Source organism: Bradyrhizobium sp. CCGB20, assembly GCF_024199855.1.
Lineage (GTDB): Bacteria > Pseudomonadota > Alphaproteobacteria > Rhizobiales > Xanthobacteraceae > Bradyrhizobium.
Window position 1 is genome coordinate 8,179,641 of record NZ_JANADN010000001.1, and the last position, 22,315, is coordinate 8,201,955.

The following is a 22,315-nucleotide window of genomic DNA, read 5'->3' on the forward strand; positions in this document are numbered from 1 at the left end:
AGCGAAGCAGCGTGCGATCATGCCCGGGAACCGGATTCGCGTCAAAGCGGCAAAACCTCGCCAGAACCGATCCCGCCATGGCCGCGACTAAGGAGCAGCGCTCCCCGTCACCAACAGATCGAGATGGCCATGCCCCTTCCGTACCGGATGCTTGCTGTCCTCGCCTTGCTCTCGCTTCAGACCGTCACCGCCGCCGCGCAGACGCGCGATGTCGCCGGCTCCCGCGACTATCCCGGCATCGGCCGCTTCGCGGGCAGCGTCATCACCGGCTACGTGACCAAGGACTTTGACGCGGCGCGGATGCAGGCGGCGGCCTTCAAGGACGGTCAGCCCACCGATGCGCGGCGGCTCGAGGGCCGCGTGTTCCAGTATCGCCTATCGCACCAATCCCGGCCCGTCGATCCTGGAGGTATCGCGCAATTTCGAGACGCAGCTTGCGAAAGCCGGCTTCGAGACATTGCTCGCTTGCGACACCGACGCCTGCGGCGCCATTCCCTTCACGGAGAGCATCGACACGCTGCCGGTGCCGCAGATGTGGGTCGACGGCTTCAACTACCGCTATTTTGCCGGCCGCAAGATCGAGGGCGGGCGCGAGACCTACGCCAGCGTCATCGTCAGCCAGAACAACCAGGACATCTACGCGCAGGTCACGATCGCCGAGCTGGGCGCCATCGCGAACAAGATGGTCGACGCGGCTGCGATGGCCAAGGGACTGGGCGAGACCGGCCACATCGCGCTCTACGGCATCTATTTCGATACCGACAAGGCCGTGCTCAAAGCGGAAAGCCGCCCGACGCTGGAGCAGATCGCAAAGCTGCTGACGAGCCAGCCGCAGCTCAACGTCTTCATCGTCGGCCACACCGACAGCCAGGGCGCCTACGAATATAATCTCGATCTCTCGAAGCGCCGCGCCGAAGCGGTCGCAGCCGAGCTCGTGAAGAACTTTCGCATCGCGCAGACACGGCTGCGCACCGCTGGTGTCGGATTGCTCGCCCCGGTCGGTTCGAATGCCACGGACGGAGGCCGCGCGCTGAATCGGCGCGTGGAACTGGTGGCGCCTTAGCCTGCGCGTACCCTGGAACTCGCGCAGCGCACGCGCACGCATTGAGATGTGCGACGCAAAGTGGAACTCGTTTACGTGCAGTGAATGAGACCTTCTGCGCGTCTTTTGGAAAAGATGCAGGTCTACGCGCTTCGATACATCGCGCACGACCTCTCGCTGCGTTGCGAGAACCGCGAAGGTAAACGAAGTGTTTTGACAAACAAATCATCTGCGGTGAAAACGCGTTGAAGCAACGCGCGCGATCGACGCATATCTGACGCGTACGCTGCGACATCACCGCGCCAACGATTTGCCTTGCCATCGCACAGCGCGAGTTATAGTCTTCTATTCTAGGTTGTCGCCCTGCCAGCCCCGGGCGACACTGAAGACCCCAAAATAAACGGCGGGCTTCGCGGCCCGCCGTTTATTGAAGCAAGGGCCTCATCGAAGGGTCGTAGCAGGCGCCTGGCGCCGCTCCCCGCAGTCAATCGCGATCAAAGCGGCCCCATTGCTGGTGAGACCGGCCCTCCGACTCGACGCCGATGTCGACAAGCCGCCGAAGTCATTTGACTGCGGCCCCCTGATCGACGACAAGCCGCCATGGCCAAAAAACCCGGAACCAATCCCAAAGGCGAATTCGCCTTCTTCAACGTCTTCTATGAAGACGATTCCCAACGCTCCAACCGCCGCGTTCCCTCCGAACTGCTCGGCGGCCTCGACGGCGACGAACCCGCGCGCGGCTTCATCATGGAGCAGGACCGCGAGATCGCCGAAAAATCCGGCCGCCCGGCGCTCGAGATCAAGCGCATCGAACGGGTCGGGGTGAAGAAGAAGTAGGCGCCTGCGAGAGGCGCAAAACATCAGCACAAACAAAAAAACGGCGGGCTTTCGGCCCGCCGCTTTCGTTTGGATGGATGCCCGGGTCAGGCCCGGGCACGACGATCCGAATTAGTTATCTAGGAACGACCGCAGCTTCCGCGACCTCGACGGATGCTTCAGCTTACGCAGCGCCTTCGCTTCGATCTGGCGAATACGTTCGCGCGTCACCGAGAACTGCTGGCCGACTTCTTCCAGCGTGTGGTCGGTGTTCATGCCGATGCCGAAGCGCATGCGCAGCACGCGTTCTTCGCGCGGGGTGAGCGAGGCGAGCACGCGCGTGGTGGTCTCGCGCAGGTTCGACTGGATCGCGGCGTCGATCGGCAGGATCGCGTTCTTGTCCTCGATGAAATCGCCGAGATGTGAATCCTCTTCGTCACCGACGGGTGTTTCGAGCGACAAGGGCTCCTTGGCGATCTTGAGGACCTTGCGGACCTTCTCCAAGGGCATGCCGAGCTTCTCGGCGAGCTCTTCCGGGGTCGGCTCGCGGCCGATCTCGTTGAGCATCTGGCGCGAGGTGCGCACGATCTTGTTGATCGTCTCGATCATGTGCACGGGGATGCGGATGGTGCGCGCCTGGTCGGCGATCGAGCGGGTGATCGCCTGCCGGATCCACCACGTGGCGTAGGTCGAGAACTTGTAGCCGCGGCGGTACTCGAACTTGTCGACCGCCTTCATCAGGCCGATGTTGCCTTCCTGGATCAGGTCGAGGAACTGCAGGCCGCGGTTGGTGTACTTCTTCGCGATCGAGATCACGAGACGGAGGTTGGCTTCCACCATCTCCTTCTTGGCCTGGCGTGCTTCGCGCTCGCCCTTCTGCACGGAGTGCACGATCTTGCGGAACTCGACGATCTCGAGGCCGGTGAGCGCCGCGAGCTGGTGCACCTCGTGGCGGAGGTCCTTGATGCGGTCCTTCTCGATATGGACGAAATTCTTCCAGCCCTTGGCCGAGAGCTTCGAGACGCGGTTGAGCCAGCGCGGATCGAGCTCCGAGCCGGTGTAATTGCGCAGGAAGTCCTCGCGCGCGACGCCATGGCTGTCGGCAAGGCGCATCAGGCGGCCCTCGTGCGAGACGAGGCGCTTGTTGATGTCATAGAGCTGCTCGACGAGTGAATCGATACGCGCCTGGTTCAGGCGCAGCGACTTCACCTCGACGATGATCTCGTCCTTGAGCTTGCGGTACTTGCGCTCCTGGTGCGGCGACAGCGAGGGCCCGTGCGAGGTGCTCTCGAGCTGGTTCTGGATGTCCTGCTCCTGAAGCTTGCGCAGCTTCTTGTAGCTGTCGGCGATCTTGTCGAAGATTTCGACGACCTTCGGCTTGAGCTCGGCCTCGATGGCCGCGAGCGACATCTGGTTCTCGAACTCGTCGTCCTCGTCCATGTCGGCTTCGGCGGCGGCTTCACCCGGATCCTTCTCCTCACCGGCCTGGCCGCCCGGGGCGGGCTGCGCGGCGCGGAACGGGGTCGGCGACGGGGGAGCTGCGGGCGGCGCGACATGCGCGGGCGCAGCCCCGTTCACCGCAGCGGCTTCACCGCCTTCGGCTGATGCTTCGCCGTTCTCGCCGGTGGGACCGCCGATCATGGCGGTGTTCATGCCGCCCTTGGCGTCGGGGCCGGCATAGGTCGCTTCGAGATCGATGATGTCGCGAAGGAAGATCTTGCCTTCGTTGAGCTCGTCGCGCCAGATGATGATGGCCTGGAAGGTCAGCGGGCTTTCGCAGAGCCCTGCGATCATCGCCTCGCGGCCGGCCTCGATGCGCTTGGCGATCGCGATTTCGCCTTCGCGGGACAAGAGCTCGACGGTGCCCATCTCGCGCAGATACATGCGCACGGGGTCGTCGGTGCGCTCGCCCGGCTCGCTCTTCTTGACCTCGGTGACGGCCTTCTGGGTGACCTCGACGAGCTCGTTGTCGGTCTCGTCCTCGCCGCCCTCGTCCTTGTCCTCTTCGCCTTCGCTATCGTCGGCTTCGGTGACGTTGATGCCCATGTCCGAGAGCATGGACATGATGTCCTCGATCTGCTCGGGCGAGGTCTGGTCGGACGGCAAAACTTCGTTGAGCTGATCGAAGGTCACGAAGCCGCGCTTCTTGGCCTGCTTGATCATCTTCTTGACTGCCGCGTCGGACAGATCGAGCAAGGGCGACGGCGCGTCCTGGGAGTCCTTCTCCGGCGCGTCCGCTGCCTTGTCGTCTTTTTCCTTGTCCTTCGCCTGCAGCGTCTTTGCCTTGGTGGCCATCCATTGCTCCTAAACGCGCTTCATGCAGACGGCTCGCCCCGCCTGCGTGAAATCACTTGAACCTGTTGTTCGACGCTCTCGCTTCGTCAGATCTCGACACGGAAAGGGCGGCGCGCCTATCTCTCGCCACCCCGACCCTTCTCTCGCCGGATTTGCCTAACGCTTCGTGAGCCTCTTTGTCGCAGCGGATGCAGGTGTAATGCCAACAGCGATTGCGCGGATTCATTCCTGACGCGTCTGTTCTGCCTGCGGCCGCCTGGTGGCCAAAGTGCTACAAGACCGTTAAGCCTCGATTAACCCTGTTTTTGCCGCCAAACCTTGGATTTGGCGAGTCTTTTAGCGGTTCCGGCCCCGGCCGTCCGCATGATTCTTTCATCACACGCTCTTCTGGAACCGGCCCGACAGCTCGCCAAAACCCTCGATCAGGGCCTCGGTACCGTCGACTTCTCCTATCCGAGCCTTGACGTCACGCAGCCACGCCAAATTGGCCTCGCTGGGGTCCTCCCCCAAGGCCAGCTCGGCGTCTTTCAGCTCTCTAAGTAGTGAATGCCATTGCCGATGCAAGGCGACGAGCTGATGCCAGGTGGCAAGAACGTCATCCCGCGCCGCGCCCTCGCGGGCGCCCCACACCGCCGCGGTCGTGATACCGCTCTCAACCCTTTGAAGAATCTGTGAAAATCCGCTCTTCTCGATGTCGCTTCGCATCTTTTCGGCCTGCTCGCCGGGGTCCGGCGAGTGGTGATGGTCGTTGGCGAAGGCGGCGATGATGCCGGCCCGGAGCTTATGGGCCTCGGGGTGGGCCAGCTCCAGGGCGGCGACCTCCTCAAGGTGCTCATGCAGCAGCCAGGGGTGGTTGATCAGGCTTTGCAGGATCAGGGCCTCCCGGCGGGAGATGGCGCTGCGCTGGCCCCGCATGATCGGACTTGTCGCAAGCTGGGGGCTCGCCGCCTGGTAGGGGCCGGAGGGTAGCGGGGTGGGACCGGGCGGGCCGCGGCGCCCTCCACCAAATCCCTGGCCGCCGAATCGATTCGGCTGTCCCCCGCCGCGGGGCTGGAAGGAGCGGCCACCGCCGCCCCCCTGGCGAAAATTGCCCCGGTCGCCAAAACTGCCTCGTCCGCCTTCGGGTGCAAAGGCCCGCCGGAGCCGCTCGGCAAAATCGTCGCGGTAATAGCGCCGCACCACCTCGTCACGGATGCCGTTGGAGAGTTCTTTGACGCGCGCTTCCAGCGCGGCGCGGCGCTCGGGCGTGACAAAATTGCCGCCTTCGAGCTCGCGCGACCAGATCATCTCGGCGAGCGGCTTCGCCGCCGCGATCACCTCCTCGATGGCGCCGCGGCCGCCGGCGCGCACGAGATCGTCGGGGTCCTGCCCTTCCGGCAGCAGCGCAAAGCGCAGGCTCTTGCCGGGCGCGAGGAAGGGCAGTGCAAGATCGGCCGCGCGATAGGCGGCCTTCTGCCCTGCGCGGTCACCGTCGAAGCAGAGGATCGGCTCGTCCGCCATCTTCCAGAGCAACGCGAGCTGGCTCTCGGTGAGCGCGGTGCCGAGCGGCGCGACGGCGCCCGAAAAGCCCGCGGTCACCATCGCGATGACGTCGACATAGCCTTCGACCACGATCAGCGCGCCGCCGTCATGGGTCGCTTTGCGCGCGGTCTGGTGATTGTAGAGATTGTCGCCCTTGTGAAAGAGCGGCGTCTCCGGCGAGTTCAGGTATTTTGCCGGAACGTCCTTCTCCAGCGCGCGCCCGCCGAAGGCGATGACACGGCCGCGCAAATCCGTGATCGGAAACATCACACGATCGCGGAAGCGATCGTAGGGCACGGGGATGTCGTTGCCGGCAACCAGCAGCCCGGTCTCGATCATGTCCTCGACAGACACGCCGAGCTTGCCGAGATGCTCCTTCAGCGCGAATCGATCGGGCAAGGCATAGCCGAGGCGGAACTGCAATTGCGTCGCCGGCGAGATCGCACGGTCGGCGAGATAGCCGCGTGCTTTCGCACCGACGCGCGAGGCCAGCGTTTCCGCGAAATACTTGGCCGCGAGATCCATGACGTCGTGGAGCGAGCGCCGCCGCTGCTCCTCGCGCGCCGCGTTGGGCGTCACCGCCGGCAACGCCAGCCCCGCCATGTTGGCGAGCCGCTCGACGGCTTCCGCGAACGGCAGGCCGTCGGTCTCCATCACGAAGGAGATGATGTCGCCATGCTTGCCGGAGGAGAAGTCGTGGTAAAATCCCTTCTGGTCGTTGACGTAGAAGGACGGCGTCTTCTCCTGCTGGAACGGCGACAGCCCCTTCCACTCCCGCCCCGCCTTCTTCAACTTGACGCGCTTGCCCACGACTTCGGAGACCGAAAGCCGGGCACGAAGCTCGTCGAGGAACTGGGGCGTGAAGCGCATGGCGTATGTGTAACGCGAAACCGGGTGAGTCGGGCTGGGGATCAGGGATATAGGTGCGATCAGGCCAAAGGCCAGGTTTCTCGGGATTATCCGGGTTATTCGACCTATTCACAGGCCTTTCCGTCATTCCGCCGAGCCCGCAATCCATTTCTCCGAGCATAGCGGCGGCGCGATGGATTTCGGGCCCGCTCTTCAGGCCCCGGAATGACACGGGCCTTGAACCCGGCCCTGTTCCACGCTTCCATAGCGCCATGTTCAGGACGTTTCGAGGCGGCCATAGCGGGGGTTGGCGCGTCACCTCGATTTCGCCCGTGACGGGCGAACCCCTGCCCTTCATGCCGGCGCTGTCGGTGGTCGACAGCGAGGCCGTCGCATTGCCGCTCGTGCCCTCGCGCAATGCGTGGCGGCTGGTGGGCGTTGCGAGCACGCTGCGCTACACCGAGCGCGCCGAGAAGCAGCAGCTCACCGCGGTGCAGGCCGGGCTCGGCCGGCCCGAGGCGACGTCCGCGGCGCTGATCCCGATCCGCAAGTCGCAAGCCTGGTGGGAGCTGACGCAGGAAGAGCGCCGCCGGATTTTCGAGGACAAGTCGCATCACATCGCGAGCAGCCTGCGCTTCCTGCCGGCGATCGCCCGGCAGCTCTACCATTCCCGCGACCTCGGCGGCCCCTTCGACTTCCTGACCTGGTTCGAGTTCGCACCGCCGGATGAATCGCTGTTCGAAGAGCTGGTGGCGATGCTCAGGGCGACCGAGGAGTGGACCTATGTCGAGCGCGAAGTGGATGTGCGCGTGGTGAAGGAAGTGCTGTCGGCTTAATGGTCCAGGAAGCGACCGGTCTCGATGAGGGGCAGACCGGTGACGGGCCAGTTGTAGATGTAAGTCCAGGCCTTCTCCGTGGTGCCGTCAGGCAACGTCACGTCGATCAGCTCGCGCAGATATTCGGTCGGCTCCGGAAAGCCCTCGCCGCAGGCCTCGTACATGTCGAGCTCGCGCAGGAGCTCGTCGGGCACGCGCAACTGAAAGAGCTCACCATGGACGACGTCGGAGGCCGCGTCCGACAGCAGCAATCCCGGATAGTGCTTCACGAGAACGAGCCGGCCGCGACAGGTCGCCTCTCCCAGGAAATCCGCATGGCCCGCGAGCAGCCGCGCCATCGGATGGTCGAAGCCGCGCATCAGGGTGCCGTACACGAAAAGACGATCGGAGGTCATGGGGTGTCTATAGCCGTCAATTGCGCGAAACGACAGCCGCACATCTCCTTCATCCAGCAAAGCTCCGGGGGAGCAAGCGAGATTCGGTCTTGTGATGAATCGAAAGCAGCGGCATCGTCCGGCGATCACGATGATTTTGGGTGGACCGACCCGCAAGCGATTGCTGCCCAATCTGGACGATATCTGCTTTTTCCATAGGCAATCAGGATGGATTTGGACACGGCCGACGCGACCGATCAATTGCTCGGCGCGGGCGATATTCCGCCAGTGCATGAGGTGAATGCAGGGGGCGCATCGCCCTTCCTGCTCACTTCGGATCATTACGGACGGGAGCTGCCGCGCGCGCTCGGCGACCTCGGCGTCGCGGAAAGCGAGCTGACGCGGCACATTGCCTGGGACATCGGCATTGCCGGCGTCGCCGATCGGCTTGCACAAATGCTCGATGCGCATCTGATCGCGCAGCGCTATTCGCGGCTCGTGATCGACTGCAACCGCTCACCCGGCGTTGCAAGCTCGATCCCCGTGATTTCAGAGGCGACCGCGATCCCGCGCAACGAGGGCATCTCCCAGGGCGAGCGCGCGGCGCGGCGGCGCGAGATCTTCGAGCCCTATCACCGCCGCATCGATGCCGCGATCGATCGCCGCCTGCACGACAAGCGGCCGACGGTGCTGGTGTCGCTGCACAGCTTCACGCCTGTTTATGCCGGCGTCGCGCGGCCCTGGCACATCGGCGCATTGTACAACCGCGACACCGTGCTGCCGCAGCTGCTGCTGAAACATTTGCGCAGCGAGGGCGACCTCGTCGTCGGCGACAACGAGCCCTATGCGGTGAGCGACCTCAGCGACTACACCATTCCCGTCCACGGCGAAGCCCGCGGCCTCGTCAACACCGGCATCGAGATCCGCCAGGATCTGATCGCGGACCAATCCGGCCAGCAGCAATGGGCCGAGCGGCTGGGAAGGATATTTGCGGAGATCGAAATCGAGCTGATGGCGGAGAGGCTGGTCGACTAGCCGCCCCGCGTCGCGACGAACAGTGCGAGCGCGGCAAAGATCGCGGCGATGCCCCACAGCACAAAGGCGATGCGGCCGGCGCCGCGTGCATCGAGCGTTGCCTCGGCCGGATTGTCCGGATTGACGCGAACCTCGACGGTCGCGCCGTCCTTGTAGCGCGACATCAGCTTCTTCAGCATCTCATCGGACCCCGACCGCGTGCCGGTCGCGACGCGCGCGCATTCATTGGTGTAGCTGACGTTCTGATAGCGATAGGTGTAGGTCACGCGTTTGCCGACCATCTCGGTGCCGCGGCGCTCGCCCGGCTCGCTGGCCTCGTGATAGTGCTCGATTCCCGACAGCTTGATCGTGCCCCGCACCACCGGCCAGCGCGACGCCATCGAGGCCTGCCGCCGCACGGCCCATCCCATCAGCGCGATGACGAGGCCGAACGCGCCGAAGCCGACGACGAGGCCCGCGAGATCGGGCCGGGCGATGTGGTGCGCAAGCCAGGCATAAGTCTGGTTGAGGCCGAACGCCGAGCCGAACACGATGCCAAGCACGATCGCCGTGCCTATGCCGAGGCAGCCCCACAGCCCCTTGGGCAGGTCGCGCTCGAGCACGGCCTGATCGGGATGGCGCGGATTGTAATACACGGTGACGATGCTGCCGGAGGGATACTTTGCGAGCTTCTCGGCGACCTCGAAATTGCCGAGATCCTCGCCGATCGAGATGCGGTTACAGCGCAGCTTGCGGCCGCCGATCGCATAGTCGTAAGTCACGTTCGCAAAATTGCGCTTCTCGAGGCGATAGCCTTCCTCGCGGTCGCTGTCGGAGACCCTGACCTCGCGCACCTCTGCAACCGAGGTGACGACCTTGCCCGGTGCCTGCGGCCAGTTGCGCGCCTCGCGCACCTGCCAGGTCTTCACAACGGCGGCGACCAATAACAGCCCGAGCGGTGCGAGCAGCATCGCGTAGACGAACCAGGGCAGATCAGGCACGACCAAATTCCTTCGTCAGCGGCAATGCCCGATTGGACGCATCGCCGCCGCGAAGGGTTCAAGCGCGAACCGGCTTGCGGAAGGTTATTTCGCCCTGGTCAGCGCCAGCCAGATGCCGCCGCCGATCATGAAGCCACCGGAGATGCGCGACATCAGCCGCGTCCGTCGGGCCGAGAAGAATTTCCGCGCGCGCCCGGCGGCGAGAGCGTAGAGCGCATCGGTCATCGCCGCAGTGACCATGAAGGTGGCGCCCAGCAGCGCGACCTGCGGAAAGTGGTCGCGGTTCATGTCCATGAACTGCGGAATGAAGGCGCCGAAGAAGATCAGCACCTTCGGGTTCGACAGCAGCACAAGAAAACCTTGCAGGAAGAACCCGCCGCGCGGCGGCGCCGGCGGCTCGTCGACATCGAGGCCTTCGACCGGCGCCCAGATCAGCTTGATGCCGAGCCAGATCAGATAGGCGGCGCCGGCAAAGCGCACCCAATCGAACCAGTAACCCATGGTCGCCATCAGCGAGGTCAGGCCGACCGCGACGATGCCGATGACGATGGCAAGGCCGGCCTGCGCACCCGCGACATTGGTCAGCGCTGCGCGCGTGCCGTGGCGCAGCCCGTTGGCGATGACGAGGGTGACGATCGGCCCCGGCAGCAGCGCCAGCGCGATGCAGGCGGCAACGAAGGCGAAATAGGCTTGCATGGACATCATGGGGAGGACTCGGCTCGGGGCGGTTTGGGGCATTAATGCATGACACTCACTTTCCGTCCAGCGCGGCGAGCACCCAGTCCTTCATCCCCTGCGTCTCCAGGAACACCAGTGCCGCACGCTGCATCTCGCTTGCTTTCCCACGCCCTTGAGCCGCCGCAACGAAAAGATCGCACCGCCGCGCGAGTGCAACGCCGATCGCGATGCGATGGACGCCGTCCGGCATGTCGAGATCATAACGCCTCGCGCGTCCGCGCATCTCGCCAACGCCCACTTCCTGACCCGGCGCGACGGCCGCGAAGCGCGGGCTGATCAGATCGATGTCAGCGACGCGATCCACCTCGTCGTCATCGGCAACGCCGCGGTCGCAATTGCAGAAGCCGCGCTTGGCGCGCGCGTAGAGCTCGGCGCCCGCGCAGGCCCCATCGCAACGGAACGCGCGGCCGGCGGGCCAGCCGTCACGCGGGAACGGCCATGCGATCTCGCGCCAGTGCGCCGTCTCCTCCACCGGCGACGGCGCGAGTTGATAGGCCCCGACGCCGGACCCACCGAGCGCAATCGCCACAATCGCGATCGCCGCGCCGCGCCGCATCGTCAGTTCCTCGGCAGGCCGGCGACGGCGCGCGCGGGCCCTGTCAGTTCGAGGATATGCAGGCCGGTATTGGCGCGGTCGACGATGTAGATGTAGCCGCGCTCGTCGGTCTCGACATTGTTGGTCTGGATCGCGACCTTGCAGCGTTCGCCGCCCTCGACGGGAATGCAGCGCTTGTCCGTCGCGCTCGTGATCGCCGGGATGAAATATCCGACCTCCCTGGGATGATAGGGATCGCGGATGTCGAGCGCGCGCACCCCGGCATTGAAGAAGGCGATGAAGGCCATCTTCTTGTAGTAGACCGGCGCCATGCTCTCGTTCGACGAATGCGAGCCGAAGCGGCCGCCGCGCTGGCAGAACTGGCCGCTCGCCTCCGGCACGGTGTAGCTCGAGATCATCATCGGCCGCGTCTCGGTGGTGACGTCGGCGAACCACACCATCTGCCGCGCCTCGCCGCATTCGTTCAAGATCGCCTCGTCGACGATCATGACGATGTCACGGGTCTTGCCGTCCTTGTCCTCGGCGAATTCGGCGACGGGCATGTCGAGCATCGGAAACGTCGTGTGCGCCCCGTTGAAGGCGGACATCGGCATGCGCGAAATCTCGGGATAGCGCAGATTGTCCGGCGTCGGCTCCTTCGGCCCGTTCAAGAGCTTGTCGCGATCGACGATCTGGAGGATGCCGCCCTTGTTGGTGCCGTAGCCGAAGAAGACGCGGTTGCCGTGGGGCCCGGTCGAGATCGGCCCGTGCAATTCGGTCGGCACCGCGCCGGTCGAGCCTGGCTCCTGCCCGGGCAAGCCAAAATCCCTGATCTTCTGCGGATGCGCGGGATCAGAGAGGTCATAGACCTGCGTCATGCGCCGCGTGCGCCAGTCCGGTGCGCCCGAGACGAGAAAAGCAATGCCAGTGTCGCACTCCCACCAGCTCTTGTGCGTGTCCTTCAGGCCGCCAATGCGCGTGATCAGCACGGGATTTGCGGGATCGGCGACGTTCCAGATCTCATGCGCCTCGCTGCCGAAGGTGCGGAGCATGTAGACCGCATTGGGATCGCCCTTCGGCAACGACTTGCCGTCGCAGACCCGCACCATTTGTGCGCCGCCGGACTCGTACTTTCCCTCCTGGCCCGGCAGGTGCCGCAGATATTTTGGACGCGCGGGATCGGTGACGTCGACGATGGACGTTCCGTTCGGCTCGGCCTGCCCCGTCATCGGGTTGACCGGAGCCGGCACGTCGTCGGTGCCGCCGTGATGGCCGATATAGGCGATCCAGCGGTCGCCCTGGTGATGGATGGTCGGCTGGTAGGCACTGCGCGCCTGGAGGTCGTTGCTGCCGACCAGCTTCATGTTGGACGCTTCCGGCGGCGCGCCGATGGTCTGCTTCTGCGCGTAGGCGGATGTGCTGCATGCAAAAAGGACAAGGCACGCAGCAGTCAAGACGCAACGGAACATAATCCCTCCCGGAACCAATCTGCGTTGGCTGAGCTTCAACGCTAGCACAGCCGCTTGCACGCGCCAAAGACACCATCTTGACATGCAACCATTTGGTTGCCTATTATCGTTGCCATGGATGAGGTCTTCAAAGCGCTCGCCGACGCGTCACGACGCTCGCTGCTGGACAGGCTTCACACCAAAAACGGCCAGACCCTGAACGAACTCTGCGAAGGCCTGTCGATGACCCGCCAGGCCGTGACCAAGCACCTTATCATTCTCGAAGAGGCCAATCTGGTCACGACCATCAGGCATGGCCGCGAGAAGCTGCACTATCTCAACCCGGTGCCGATCCATCAGATCGGCGAACGCTGGATCAAGAAATTCGAGCGCGGCAAGCTCGCCGCACTCAGCGAGTTGAAACGTCAGTTGGAGAAGCGCGATGAGTAAGCCCCAATTCGTCTATGTGAGCTATATCGAGACCACGCCGGAGCAGCTGTGGGAGGCGCTGACGTCGAGCGAGTTCACGAAGCAATACTGGTTCGGCGCCGAGGTCCGGTCGGACTGGAAGATCGGCTCGCCCTTCGCGCTCACGCTGGACGGCGAGGTCACCGATTCCGGCGAGATCCTGGAGGCCGATCCGCCGCGCCGCCTGTCCTACAGCTTCAAGCACCAGAAATTCGAGGAGCTGCGCGGTGAGCCGATCTCGCGTGTCGTCTTCACCATCGAACCCTTTGGCTCGCTCGTGCGTTTGACCGTGTTGCACGACGGCTTCGTCGAAGGCGGCAAATATCTCGGCGCCGTCTCCAATGGCTGGCCGGCGATCCTGTCCGGGCTCAAGAGCCTGCTGGAGAGAGGCAAGGTGCTGGTTATTCCCCGCGCCGCGCTCAACAAGGGATTCGACGCAAAATGAACATCGAACAGTTCAAACCGCTGACGGTCTACACCATCTACATCGCTGCGACGCCGGAGAAGGTGTGGGAGGCGCTGACCTCGGCCGAGTTCAGCCGGCAATATTTCTTCGGCAATACCGTCGAGGTCGAGCCGCGCCTCGGCGGCGCGTTCATCGTGCGCACACCAGATGGCGCCCTGCATATCAGCGGCGAGGTGCTCGCATACGATCCGCCGCGAAAGCTCGCGGTCACCTTCAACGTCAACTGGCCCGAGCTGATCGAGAAGCTAGGGCCGACTCTCGTCACCTACGAGATCGAACCGGTTGGCGAAGCGGTCCGGCTCACCATGAGCGAAGGCCACGACCGCCCGCTCAGCGATGACATCCTTGCAGGCGGACGCTCGGGCTGGCCTGCGATCCTGTCGGGTCTCAAGAGCGTGCTCGAGACGGGCAAGCCGCTCGTCGTCAAGCTGGGGCCGCCGCAGCGGATGCTGGATGCGCTCAAGGCGATGGGGATCAAGACGCCGTAGGTTACCGCGAGCTCGAAATCGTAGGGTGGGCAAAGGCGCCCTTGCGCCGTGCCCACGCCTGGCCGGTGGGCACGCTTCGCTTTGCCCACCCTACGGCACTGAGTGGCCCCGGCGAAGGCCGATATGACTACGACACCGGAACCACCAGCCGCCGATAAAGATGCCAGGTCGCGTGCCCCAGCACCGGCAGCGTCACGATCAGCCCGAGAAAATACGGCAGCGCCGAGACGATCAGCAGCATCACGATCACGGCGGCCCATCCGATCATCGGCAGCGGGCTGGTCACCACCGCGCGCACGCTCGTCACCATGGCGGTGACGAAATCGACCTCGCGGTCGAGCAACAGCGGGAACGACACCACGGTCAGCGAGAACAGGATCAATGACAGCGCGGCGCCGACCGCATTGCCGATGGCGAGGAACAACAGGCCTTCATTCGTGGTCAGCACCACCGTCATGAATTCCTGAAGACTCGAGAACGAGGCGTGCAGGCCGAGCAGCAGCGCGATCAGGAGCCGCACCTGGTACATCCAGATCACGAACACGAACAGCGTGACAAAGGCCATCCAGCCGATCTCGCTGCGCGCGCGTATCGCCAGCCAGATGGCGCGGAAGGAGACCGGCTCGCCGCGCTCGCGGCGACGGCTGATTTCGTAAAGGCCGATCGCCACGAACGGCCCGATCAACGCAAAGCCGGCCGCAAGGGGATAGACGAGATAGACCATGCCGAAGGCGGTGAGGCAGAGCATGATGCCGATGCCGCCGGCGGCGTAGAGCGCGCCGAAGCAGAGCCCGTAAAGCGGCAGCGCCTGGAAATCGCGCAATCCCTCGACCAGCGCCTCGGCGATGTCGGTCGCCACCACGGGCCGCACCACCGGATCGACTTTGCCCGAGATCGACATCGACTCCCTCCCCGTCACCGGCACGATCTCCGTCGCGCGCGACCTCGATACTAGCGCGCTCGGGCGTCGCGCGCACGCGCGCGTTGATTGCGGGAGACGGTATCCGGGGAGCGCCCCGGCACCGGCCCAACAGGGCCTCGTGGCGACCTTCCGGGGACCATCGCGATGTGCGCAGTCGAAATCTTTCCCCGCGAGGGCCTTTTCGTCGCGATGCCTATGGACTGAGCGGAGGGTGGTGCCGCAGATTGCATCTTCGAAGCAGCACGCGCGACGACCAAATTGGACCGCCCGATCGATGAACTTGCGTACCCGGCTACTGATACTCGTCATCGCGGCCATGCTGGTGCCGGCGATCCTCGTCGGGCTGCGTTTCGTGCAGAACCGGAGCAGTGAAATCAATGCGGCCCTGGCCGATCTGGCGGCGTCGGCCAACAACATTGCCAACGATCTGGACGAGAAGATCCAAGGCACTGCCCAGCTTCACTATGGTCTGGCCCGCGCCCGCGATCTCGACACGCGCGACAAGGCGGCCTGCTCGGCGTTCCTGTCCGATGTGCGCGAGGAGTACCCGCAGTTCACCGGAATCCTGACCATCGATCCGGACGGCAGCCTGTTCTGCGACTCGCTGCGGACCAACCGTACCCTCGATCTGAGAGATCGCGCCTATTTCAAGCAGGCCCTGGTCTCGCGCGGCGTCGTGCTTGAGCCGGTATTCGGCCGGCTCACCGGAATATCGGTGCTCCAGATCGCATATCCGGTGCGATCGGAGGCAGGCGCGCTGAAATCGATCCTGCTCGCTTCGTTCAACCTGCGTAAATTCGCAGAAGATCATCACAAGCGGCTGCTCGCCGAAAAGGAGGTCGTGCTCATCGACCGCAAAGGCACCGTTCTGGTCGCCCCTTCCGGAGCAGGCTGGACCGAGCCGGTCGGCGCGTCGATCGCGGGATCCGAGCTGTTCCGCTTCGCTGCCGCTCCCGATCAGCAGACGTTCCAGGAATTGACAGATCGCGAGGGCCGCACGCAGGTCTGGGCCGTGGCCCGCTCGCCTTCGACCCGCGATGCCGGCCTCTACATCATGGTCGGACGGTCCAAGGACGGATTGGTCGCGACGGCGAATCGCCGGCTCTACGAGGATCTGGCGATCCTCGCGGTGGCCTCGCTGCTGCTGCTGGCGGCCGTCTGGATCCTTGCGACCGTGAGCGTCGGACGCCAGATCGGACGGCTCGCCACGATGGCGAAGAAGCTCGGGCTCGGCGACCTCAGCGCACGAATTCCCTCGCCCCATCCGCGCGGAGAGCTGGGCGGACTGATGACCCTGCTCAACGACACGGCCGAGTCGCTCCAGCAGCAACGCACTGCCATCGCAGACCTCAACCAGAAGCTCAGCCAATCGCAGAAGATGGAAGCGATGGGCCAGCTCACCGGCGGCGTGGCGCACGATTTCAACAATCTCCTGACCGTCATTCTCGGCAATTCGGAGCATCTCGCCGACAGGCTGGCGGGCAACAAGGACTTGCACCGGATCGCCAGCGACATCGCGACCGCCGCCGAGCGCGGCTCCGACCTGACGCGGAGCCTGCTCGCCTTCGCCCGCAAGCAGCCGCTCCAGCCGCGAGACATCGACATCGCCGGGAAGATTCACGAGATGGAGCAGTTGCTGCGCCGCCCGCTGGGCGAGCACATCGAGTGCACCTTCGTCCTCGAACCGGATGTGTGGCTGAGCAGCGTCGATCCCGGCCAGCTGGCGACTGCGCTGCTCAATCTCGTGCTCAACGCGCGCGACGTCATGCCGCTCGGCGGCAAGCTGACGATCGAGGTGCGCAACGCCTCGCTCGGTGAATCCGACCTGGACGTCAACGGCGAGCCGCGGCCGGGCGACTACGTCATGGTGGCCGTGACCGACACCGGCAGCGGCATGACCGCCGAGGTGGCGACCCGGGCGTTCGAGCCGTTCTTCACCACCAAGGAGGTCGGCAAGGGCACGGGGCTCGGCCTGAGCATGGTCTACGGGTTTGTGCGACAATCCGGCGGCGTCGTGCAGATGCAGTCCGAACCGGGACAGGGCAGCGTCGTCAGGCTGTTCTTTCCCCGCCTTGCGACGGCGCCAAACGAGCATCCCTCGCCCGCGGAACGGATCGTCGCCCGCGACGGAAGCGAGACCATTCTCGTCGTCGAGGACGACGACATGGTTCGGGCCTATGTCGAGAGCGAGCTGAAGACGCTCGGCTATCGCGTCATCACGGCGTCGAACGGTCGCGAGGCGCTCGAATTGTTGCGGCGACCCGGCGACATCGACCTGCTGTTCACCGACGTCGTGATGCCCGGCGGCATGTTCGGGCCGGAGCTTGCGAGGCAAGCGACCGGCTTGCGGCCCGGGCTCAAGGTGCTCTTCACCTCGGGCTACAGCCAACATCCCGTCAAGACGCCCGACGGGGTCGACGACGCGCGCATTCTGACCAAGCCGTTCCGGCGGCAGGATCTCGCCGCGATGCTGCGGGCCACCCTGTCAGGGACGGCGCGGTAGGCTCGCGCCGCGGGACGTTGCCGGTCAGGAGCGCGACGCGAGGAGAAGCGCCACGCCGAGATTGGCCACGAACAGAGCCGCGTCGATGACGAAGATCCTCAGCATCGGGCCCTTCAGCACGGGCCAGTAGGCCACCCCGACGCGCCCTCCGCGCATCAGGACCGGAACGTTGTAGGCGAACTGGCTGAAGTGGCAGGCCGCAAAGAACAGGAACAGCACGAGCTGCGCCTCGACCGGCTGGAAGAACGGCGGACGAGCGGCCAGAAGATAGAACGACAAAAGCCCGATCGGCAAATTCATTCCGCCCAGGAACGCCACGCTGGCCGCAAGGGTCGGCGCGATCGGATTGCTGCGCTCTTCGCGCGGCAAAAGTATCTTCAGCGTGTTGGCTTGCGCAATGCTGAACTGGATGAAAGCGCCGCCGAACCAGAGCGCATTGAGGAACAGGACGAAATCCGAAAGGTGCATGACTATTTTCCGTAGAAGGCTTCGCTGCGCACCACACGGCCCGCATCGTCGAAGTCCATGAACTCGCTGGCGCGGGTGTCGCCGAGTTGCCACCAAACCGTCAGTCGCGCGATCGCCTCGTCCCAGCTCCAGTTCAGGATCTTGAGGTCGGCGCTCTCGATGTGACCATAGGCTTTTCGCCAATAGGCGCGGATGTTCTCGGCGCCCGTGACGACCGGAGAACCGGTCAACGTCAACGCCAGAGGACTGCGCATCTGCGCATTGTCGGCAAAATGCGCGACGACCGCGTCGATATCGACCCGGCACCAGCTTGCGCACCAGGCCGCGACAAAGCGTTCGGCGGCCGCGCGATCCATCTTCCATCCGCTCATGGCGGAGCCCTCCCCCGGCTCGTTGGCCGGGAAAGTGGCAAAGCTCACGCCTCATGTCAACTATGTTGACTTGAAGAAACGTCAGCTGTTGTCGGCGATCGCCCCCATGACGGCCATCCATGCCGCCGCACCCGGTGCCCCGACGCGGTCGAACGCCTCGCGCATCACCTTGCGCTCGTGTCCCGAAGCCGTTTGCTCGACCTTCTGCCCCGCAGCGGTGAGGCGCAGCAGCTTGGAGCGATGCTGCTCGGGTGCGCGCTTCGACGTCAGGAGCTTGCGCTCCAGCAACAAATTGAGCGGACGGTTCAGGGCCTGCTTGGAGATGCCGAGCACCTCGATCAGCGCGCCGATCGCGATGTCGGGCCGGCGCGCCACCACATAGAGGATGCGATGGTGCGGGCGCGACAGGCCCTGCTTCGCGAGATAGTCGTCGGCCTCGAGTGTCATCCCGCGCCAGCCGTAATACATGAGCTCGAGGGCTGCATCGAGATCGTGCAGCTTGTCGAGAGAGGCGCGGTGAAGCCCCGCGGCTTGAGACGTCTTTGCCATTGTTCCGATTGCGCCGAATTGAAAAGACCTAACCCCTCGCCCGCAACTCGCGCCGCAGCACCTTGCCCGTGGCGGTCATCGGCAGCGTCTCCGCGAACTCGACGAAGCGCGGATATTCGTGGGCGGCGAGCTGCACCTTGACGAATTCCTGGATCTCGCGGGCGAGTGTGTCGCTTGCGTCAAAGCCCGGGCGCAGCACGATCCAGGCCTTGATCGATTCGGTGCGGATCGGATCGGGAATGCCGACCACGGCGGCCATCGCCACCGACGGATGCTTCATCAGCGTGTGCTCGATCTCGGAGGGACCGACGCGATAGCCGGCGGTGGTGATGACGTCGTCCTCGCGGCTGACGTACCAGAAATAGCCGTCCTCATCCTGAATACCGAGATCGCCGGTCAGCAGGAATTCGCCGGCATATTTCTTCGCCGTCGCCTCCGGATTGCGCCAATATTCGATCATCGTGCACGGGCATGGCTGGCGCACGCCGATGATGCCGCGCTGCCCCGTGGGCAGCTCCTCGCCCTTGTCGTTGACGATGCGGACATCGAAGCCCGGCGTCGCCTTGCCCATCGACCCCGGGCGGATCGGAAACAGGTTGGAATTGCTGCCGATCACGAGGTTGCACTCGGTCTGGCCGAACACTTCGTGCGCGTCGATGCCGAAGGTTTCGCGCACCCAGCCAAGCAGCTCGCCGCCGAGCGATTCCCCGCCGGTGAAGATGCTGCGCAGCTTGACGCCGGGATGTGTCACGCCGGCCTGCCGCATCAGCTTCAGCGCGGTCGGCGGCAGGAAGACGTTGCGGACGCCGAGATCGGCCATCATCTGCATCGCCGCCTGCGGCTCGAATTTTCGCGCGCGGTGACCGACCAGGGGGATGCCGTGGTACCAGAACGCGAACAGGCCGTTGACGAGACCGCCGATCCACGCCCAGTCCGCCGGTGTCCACATCAGATCGCCGGGCCGCGCCAGGAAGTTGTGGCACATCTCGACATTGGGGAGATGGCCGAGCACGACGCGGTGCGCATGCAGCGCGCCCTTCGGATTACCTGTCGTCCCTGACGTGTAGATGATCAGCGCGGGATCGTCGGGGGAGGTGTCGACGGTCGCAAAGTCCTCGGATGCGATTTCGATCGCCGACCAGAACGGTTTTGCGCCGGCGTGGACGGCGCCGCTCGTGATATAGATGTCCTGCAAATAGGGCAGCCGATCGCGGATCTTCGTGAGCTTCTCCCAGCCCGCCTCGTCAGTGATGATCGCCTTCGCTTGCGAATTCGACAGGCGGAATTCCAGCGCATCCTCACCGAACAGCGCGAACAGCGGGATCGAGATCAGGCCCGAGCGGAAAGCCGCCATATGCGCGATCGGCAATTCCAGCGACTGCGACAGGAACACCGCGACGCGGTCGCCGCGCGAAAGGCCATCCGCCTTCAGCACATTGGCGAAGCGGCGCGACATCTCGGCGACCTCGTCGAAGGACGTGCGTGTGATGGCGCCGTTCTCGTCGACATAGACCAGCGCGAGGCGGCCGGTGCCGTCGGCATGACGGTCGCAGCACGCCTCCGCCATGTTGAAGCGCGCCGGGACATCCCAGCGGAAGTTGCGATAGAGCTCGTCGTAGGTTGCGGCTTCGGTCAGCATGGCCCGGCGTTTCCACGGTCTCGGCGTCATGGCCGGGCTTGTTCCGGCCATCCACGCACTCGTTTCTTGTGCCTAGTCTAAGCTCGTGGATGCCCGGGACAAGCCCGGGCATGACGGCCCAGTTGCGCGGCTACCGCACCGTCGCGAAGAACTTGCGGACATCGCGCACGAACAGCTCCGGCTGCTCGAATGCGGCGAAATGCCCGCCCCTCTCCATCTCGCTCCAATGCGTGATGCGGGGGAAGTTCGGCTCCATCCAGCGCCGCACCGGCGTGATGATCTCCTTGGGAAATACCGCGACGCCGGTCGGCACGCTGACCTTGGGCGTCGTCCGGCGCCTGCCAAAACTTTCCCAATAGAGCCGCGCGGAGGATGTGGCCGTCTCCGTCACCCAATAGAGCATGACGTTGTCGAGCAGCTCGTCTTTGGTGAAGATGTTCTCGGGATGGCCATTGCAATCGGTCCAGGCCCAGAACTTTTCCAGGATCCAGGCCGCCTGCCCGCTCGGAGAATCCGTCAGGCCATAGCCGAGCGTCTGCGGGCGCGTCGATTGCTGCTTCGAATAGCCGGAATCGAGATCGACATAATGCTTGAGGCCGGCGAGTGCGCGCTTCTCTTCCGCCGTCGGCTCCCCCTCGACCTTCGGCGCCGCGTTGAAGGCAAGTGTGATGTGGATGCCGGCGCAGTGTTCGGGGTCCTGTGCGCCAAGCGAGGTCGTCACGGCAGAGCCCCAGTCGCCGCCCTGCGCGCCGTATCGCGCGTAGCCGAGCCGATCCATCAGCTTCGCCCAGGTCGCGGCGATGCGGTCGACGCCCCAGCCGGTGCTCTCCGGCTTTGCCGAGAAGCCAAAACCCGGCAGCGAGGGACACACCACATGAAACGCATCCGCAGGATTGCCGCCATGCGCGGCAGGATCGACCAGCGGCGCGATCACCTTCTGGAATTCGACGATGGAGCCGGGCCAGCCATGGGTGATGATCAGCGGCAGCGCGTTTGCTTCTTTCGAGCGCACATGCAGGAAGTGGATGTCGAGCCCGTCGATCTCGGTGGTGAACTGCGCGAAGCGGTTGAGCTTTGCCTCGCGGGCAGGCCAGTCATAACCGTTCGCCCAATAGCCACAGATCTCCTGGATCCATTTCAGCGGTGCGCCCTGGTTCCAGTCGTCAACGAGCTCCGCCTCCGGCCAGCGCGTGCGGGCAAGGCGCGACTTGAGGTCGGTGAGGATGTCGTCGCTGATGGCGATGCGAAACGGTGTGACGGCGCTGGTCATCGGTTGCCTCCCGATTGTTTCTGTCGGGAGAGAGTAGACCGGATTGATAGGGCATTACAGCTGCACCTTCTCCCCTTGTGGGAGAAGGTGGCGCGAAGCGCCGGATGAGGGGTTGTTTCCGCAAACTCGTATCGTGAGAAGGGGCCGCACGCGGAGAGAGACCCCTCACCCGTCTCGCCGCTGCGCGGCGAGCCACCCTCTCCCACAAGGGGAGAGGGTAAGAAAGAGCTAGCCCGACAGCGCGGCCTTCACCAGGCCGCTGGCCTTGCCGAAATCCATCTGGCCGGCGTACTTCGCCCGCAACACGGCGATCACCTTGCCCATGTCCTTCATACCGGCAGCGGCCGTCTCGGCGATCGCGTCCGCGATCGCCTTTTTCACTTCGTCCTCAGACATCTGCTTCGGCAGATACGCCGAGATCACCGCGATCTCCTCGCGCTCCTGAGCGGCGAGCTCGGCGCGGCCGCCCTTGTCGTAGAGCTCGACCGATTCCTGGCGCTGCTTGATCATCTTCTGAAAGACACCGAGCAGGTCGGCGTCCGACAGCGGCGGTTTGCCCTGCCCGCGCGCGTCGATGTCGGCATTCTTGATGGTCGAGTTGACCATGCGCAGCGTGGACAGCTTGCGCTCGTCCTTGGCCTTCATGGCCTCCTTGACCGCATTGTTGATGTCGTCGCGCAGCATGATCGTGATCCCTTCGAA

21 protein-coding genes and 1 pseudogene are annotated in these 22,315 nt (G+C 64.5%); 8 read left to right on the plus strand and 14 right to left on the minus strand.

The window, feature by feature from the left end; translation table 11 throughout:
- Window positions 1-129 precede the first annotated feature (129 nt).
- Both NLM15_RS38440 and NLM15_RS38445 read left to right on the plus strand, forming a co-directional pair.
- A pseudogene (locus tag NLM15_RS38440) lies at window positions 130-1,063 on the plus strand (OmpA family protein).
- Between the two features lie 579 nt (window positions 1,064-1,642).
- Window positions 1,643-1,879: a hypothetical protein gene (locus tag NLM15_RS38445; RefSeq protein ID WP_014492112.1), complete on the plus strand. Its 237-nt coding sequence runs from the start codon at window positions 1,643-1,645 to the stop codon at window positions 1,877-1,879.
- Window positions 1,880-1,990: 111 nt separating this feature from the next.
- Here NLM15_RS38445 and rpoD read toward each other — a convergent pair whose 3' ends face one another.
- Complete coding sequence (gene rpoD, locus NLM15_RS38450; RefSeq protein WP_254123168.1) at window positions 1,991-4,153, minus strand: RNA polymerase sigma factor RpoD; 2,163 nt, start codon at window positions 4,151-4,153, stop codon at window positions 1,991-1,993.
- A gap of 375 nt (window positions 4,154-4,528) precedes the next feature.
- The gene (gene dnaG / locus NLM15_RS38455; RefSeq protein ID WP_254123169.1) at window positions 4,529-6,544 is read right to left on the minus strand and encodes a DNA primase; all 2,016 of its coding nucleotides are present in this window, start codon (window positions 6,542-6,544) and stop codon (window positions 4,529-4,531) included.
- 251 nt (window positions 6,545-6,795) lie between these two features.
- Here dnaG and NLM15_RS38460 point away from each other — a divergent pair, with 251 nt between their 5' ends.
- Window positions 6,796-7,359: a chlorite dismutase family protein gene (locus tag NLM15_RS38460; RefSeq protein ID WP_254123170.1), complete on the plus strand. Its 564-nt coding sequence runs from the start codon at window positions 6,796-6,798 to the stop codon at window positions 7,357-7,359.
- Here the strand turns inward: NLM15_RS38460 and NLM15_RS38465 are convergent.
- On the minus strand, window positions 7,356-7,754 hold the full coding sequence (locus NLM15_RS38465) for a gamma-glutamylcyclotransferase (protein ID WP_254123171.1): 399 nt from the start codon (window positions 7,752-7,754) through the stop codon (window positions 7,356-7,358). The two genes, NLM15_RS38460 and NLM15_RS38465, sit on opposite strands and share 4 nt — an antisense overlap.
- 207 nt (window positions 7,755-7,961) lie before the next feature.
- On the opposite strand from NLM15_RS38465, the gene NLM15_RS38470 reads away from it, so the two are divergent.
- Window positions 7,962-8,768: an N-formylglutamate amidohydrolase gene (locus NLM15_RS38470; protein ID WP_254123172.1), complete on the plus strand. Its 807-nt coding sequence runs from the start codon at window positions 7,962-7,964 to the stop codon at window positions 8,766-8,768.
- On the opposite strand, the gene NLM15_RS38475 is transcribed toward NLM15_RS38470, so the two are convergent.
- The 4 genes from NLM15_RS38475 to NLM15_RS38490 all read right to left on the minus strand — a co-directional run bounded on the left by NLM15_RS38475 (window position 8,765) and on the right by NLM15_RS38490 (window position 12,490).
- The gene (locus tag NLM15_RS38475; protein WP_254123173.1) at window positions 8,765-9,748 is read right to left on the minus strand and encodes a DUF3592 domain-containing protein; all 984 of its coding nucleotides are present in this window, start codon (window positions 9,746-9,748) and stop codon (window positions 8,765-8,767) included. The genes NLM15_RS38470 and NLM15_RS38475 overlap by 4 nt on opposite strands.
- A gap of 84 nt (window positions 9,749-9,832) precedes the next feature.
- Window positions 9,833-10,453, minus strand: a complete 621-nt coding sequence (locus NLM15_RS38480) for a LysE family translocator (RefSeq protein ID WP_254123174.1) — start codon at window positions 10,451-10,453, stop codon at window positions 9,833-9,835.
- A gap of 46 nt (window positions 10,454-10,499) precedes the next feature.
- On the minus strand, window positions 10,500-11,042 hold the full coding sequence (locus NLM15_RS38485) for a hypothetical protein (RefSeq protein ID WP_254123175.1): 543 nt from the start codon (window positions 11,040-11,042) through the stop codon (window positions 10,500-10,502).
- Window positions 11,043-11,044: 2 nt separating this feature from the next.
- The gene (locus NLM15_RS38490) at window positions 11,045-12,490 is read right to left on the minus strand and encodes an LVIVD repeat-containing protein (RefSeq protein ID WP_254123176.1); all 1,446 of its coding nucleotides are present in this window, start codon (window positions 12,488-12,490) and stop codon (window positions 11,045-11,047) included.
- Between the two features lie 114 nt (window positions 12,491-12,604).
- Between NLM15_RS38490 and NLM15_RS38495 the strand changes: the two genes are divergently transcribed.
- Genes NLM15_RS38495 through NLM15_RS38505 form a run of 3 tightly spaced genes read left to right on the plus strand, consistent with a single transcriptional unit; the run spans window position 12,605 to window position 13,891 of the window.
- Window positions 12,605-12,919, plus strand: a complete 315-nt coding sequence (locus NLM15_RS38495; protein ID WP_254123177.1) for a helix-turn-helix transcriptional regulator — start codon at window positions 12,605-12,607, stop codon at window positions 12,917-12,919.
- Window positions 12,912-13,382 carry an SRPBCC family protein gene (locus NLM15_RS38500; protein ID WP_254123178.1) on the plus strand — a complete coding sequence of 157 codons (471 nt, stop codon included), beginning with the start codon at window positions 12,912-12,914 and terminating at the stop codon, window positions 13,380-13,382. Before NLM15_RS38495 ends, NLM15_RS38500 begins: the two co-directional genes overlap by 8 nt.
- The gene (locus NLM15_RS38505) at window positions 13,379-13,891 is read left to right on the plus strand and encodes an SRPBCC family protein (protein ID WP_254123179.1); all 513 of its coding nucleotides are present in this window, start codon (window positions 13,379-13,381) and stop codon (window positions 13,889-13,891) included. Before NLM15_RS38500 ends, NLM15_RS38505 begins: the two co-directional genes overlap by 4 nt.
- Before the next feature lie 127 nt (window positions 13,892-14,018).
- Here NLM15_RS38505 and NLM15_RS38510 read toward each other — a convergent pair whose 3' ends face one another.
- Window positions 14,019-14,792 (minus strand): DUF2189 domain-containing protein, encoded by a 774-nt coding sequence (locus tag NLM15_RS38510; RefSeq protein WP_254123180.1) that lies wholly within the window; start codon window positions 14,790-14,792, stop codon window positions 14,019-14,021.
- A gap of 295 nt (window positions 14,793-15,087) precedes the next feature.
- Here NLM15_RS38510 and NLM15_RS38515 point away from each other — a divergent pair, with 295 nt between their 5' ends.
- On the plus strand, window positions 15,088-17,316 hold the full coding sequence (locus NLM15_RS38515) for an ATP-binding protein (RefSeq protein WP_254123181.1): 2,229 nt from the start codon (window positions 15,088-15,090) through the stop codon (window positions 17,314-17,316).
- A gap of 24 nt (window positions 17,317-17,340) precedes the next feature.
- Here NLM15_RS38515 and NLM15_RS38520 read toward each other — a convergent pair whose 3' ends face one another.
- The 6 genes from NLM15_RS38520 to NLM15_RS38545 form a co-directional block, all read right to left on the minus strand.
- The gene (locus tag NLM15_RS38520) at window positions 17,341-17,784 is read right to left on the minus strand and encodes a hypothetical protein (protein WP_254123182.1); all 444 of its coding nucleotides are present in this window, start codon (window positions 17,782-17,784) and stop codon (window positions 17,341-17,343) included.
- A gap of 2 nt (window positions 17,785-17,786) precedes the next feature.
- Window positions 17,787-18,155, minus strand: coding sequence for a nuclear transport factor 2 family protein (locus tag NLM15_RS38525; protein ID WP_254123183.1), 369 nt, complete (start codon window positions 18,153-18,155; stop codon window positions 17,787-17,789).
- An 81-nt stretch (window positions 18,156-18,236) separates the two neighbouring features.
- A complete protein-coding gene (locus NLM15_RS38530; RefSeq protein ID WP_254123184.1) occupies window positions 18,237-18,704 on the minus strand; it encodes a MarR family winged helix-turn-helix transcriptional regulator in 468 nt (155 codons plus the stop codon).
- Between the two features lie 28 nt (window positions 18,705-18,732).
- Window positions 18,733-20,343 carry an acyl-CoA synthetase gene (locus NLM15_RS38535; RefSeq protein ID WP_254123185.1) on the minus strand — a complete coding sequence of 537 codons (1,611 nt, stop codon included), beginning with the start codon at window positions 20,341-20,343 and terminating at the stop codon, window positions 18,733-18,735.
- 130 nt (window positions 20,344-20,473) lie between these two features.
- Window positions 20,474-21,613 carry an epoxide hydrolase family protein gene (locus tag NLM15_RS38540; RefSeq protein ID WP_254123186.1) on the minus strand — a complete coding sequence of 380 codons (1,140 nt, stop codon included), beginning with the start codon at window positions 21,611-21,613 and terminating at the stop codon, window positions 20,474-20,476.
- Between the two features lie 228 nt (window positions 21,614-21,841).
- A complete protein-coding gene (locus NLM15_RS38545; RefSeq protein ID WP_254123187.1) occupies window positions 21,842-22,297 on the minus strand; it encodes a GatB/YqeY domain-containing protein in 456 nt (151 codons plus the stop codon).
- Window positions 22,298-22,315 lie beyond the last annotated feature (18 nt).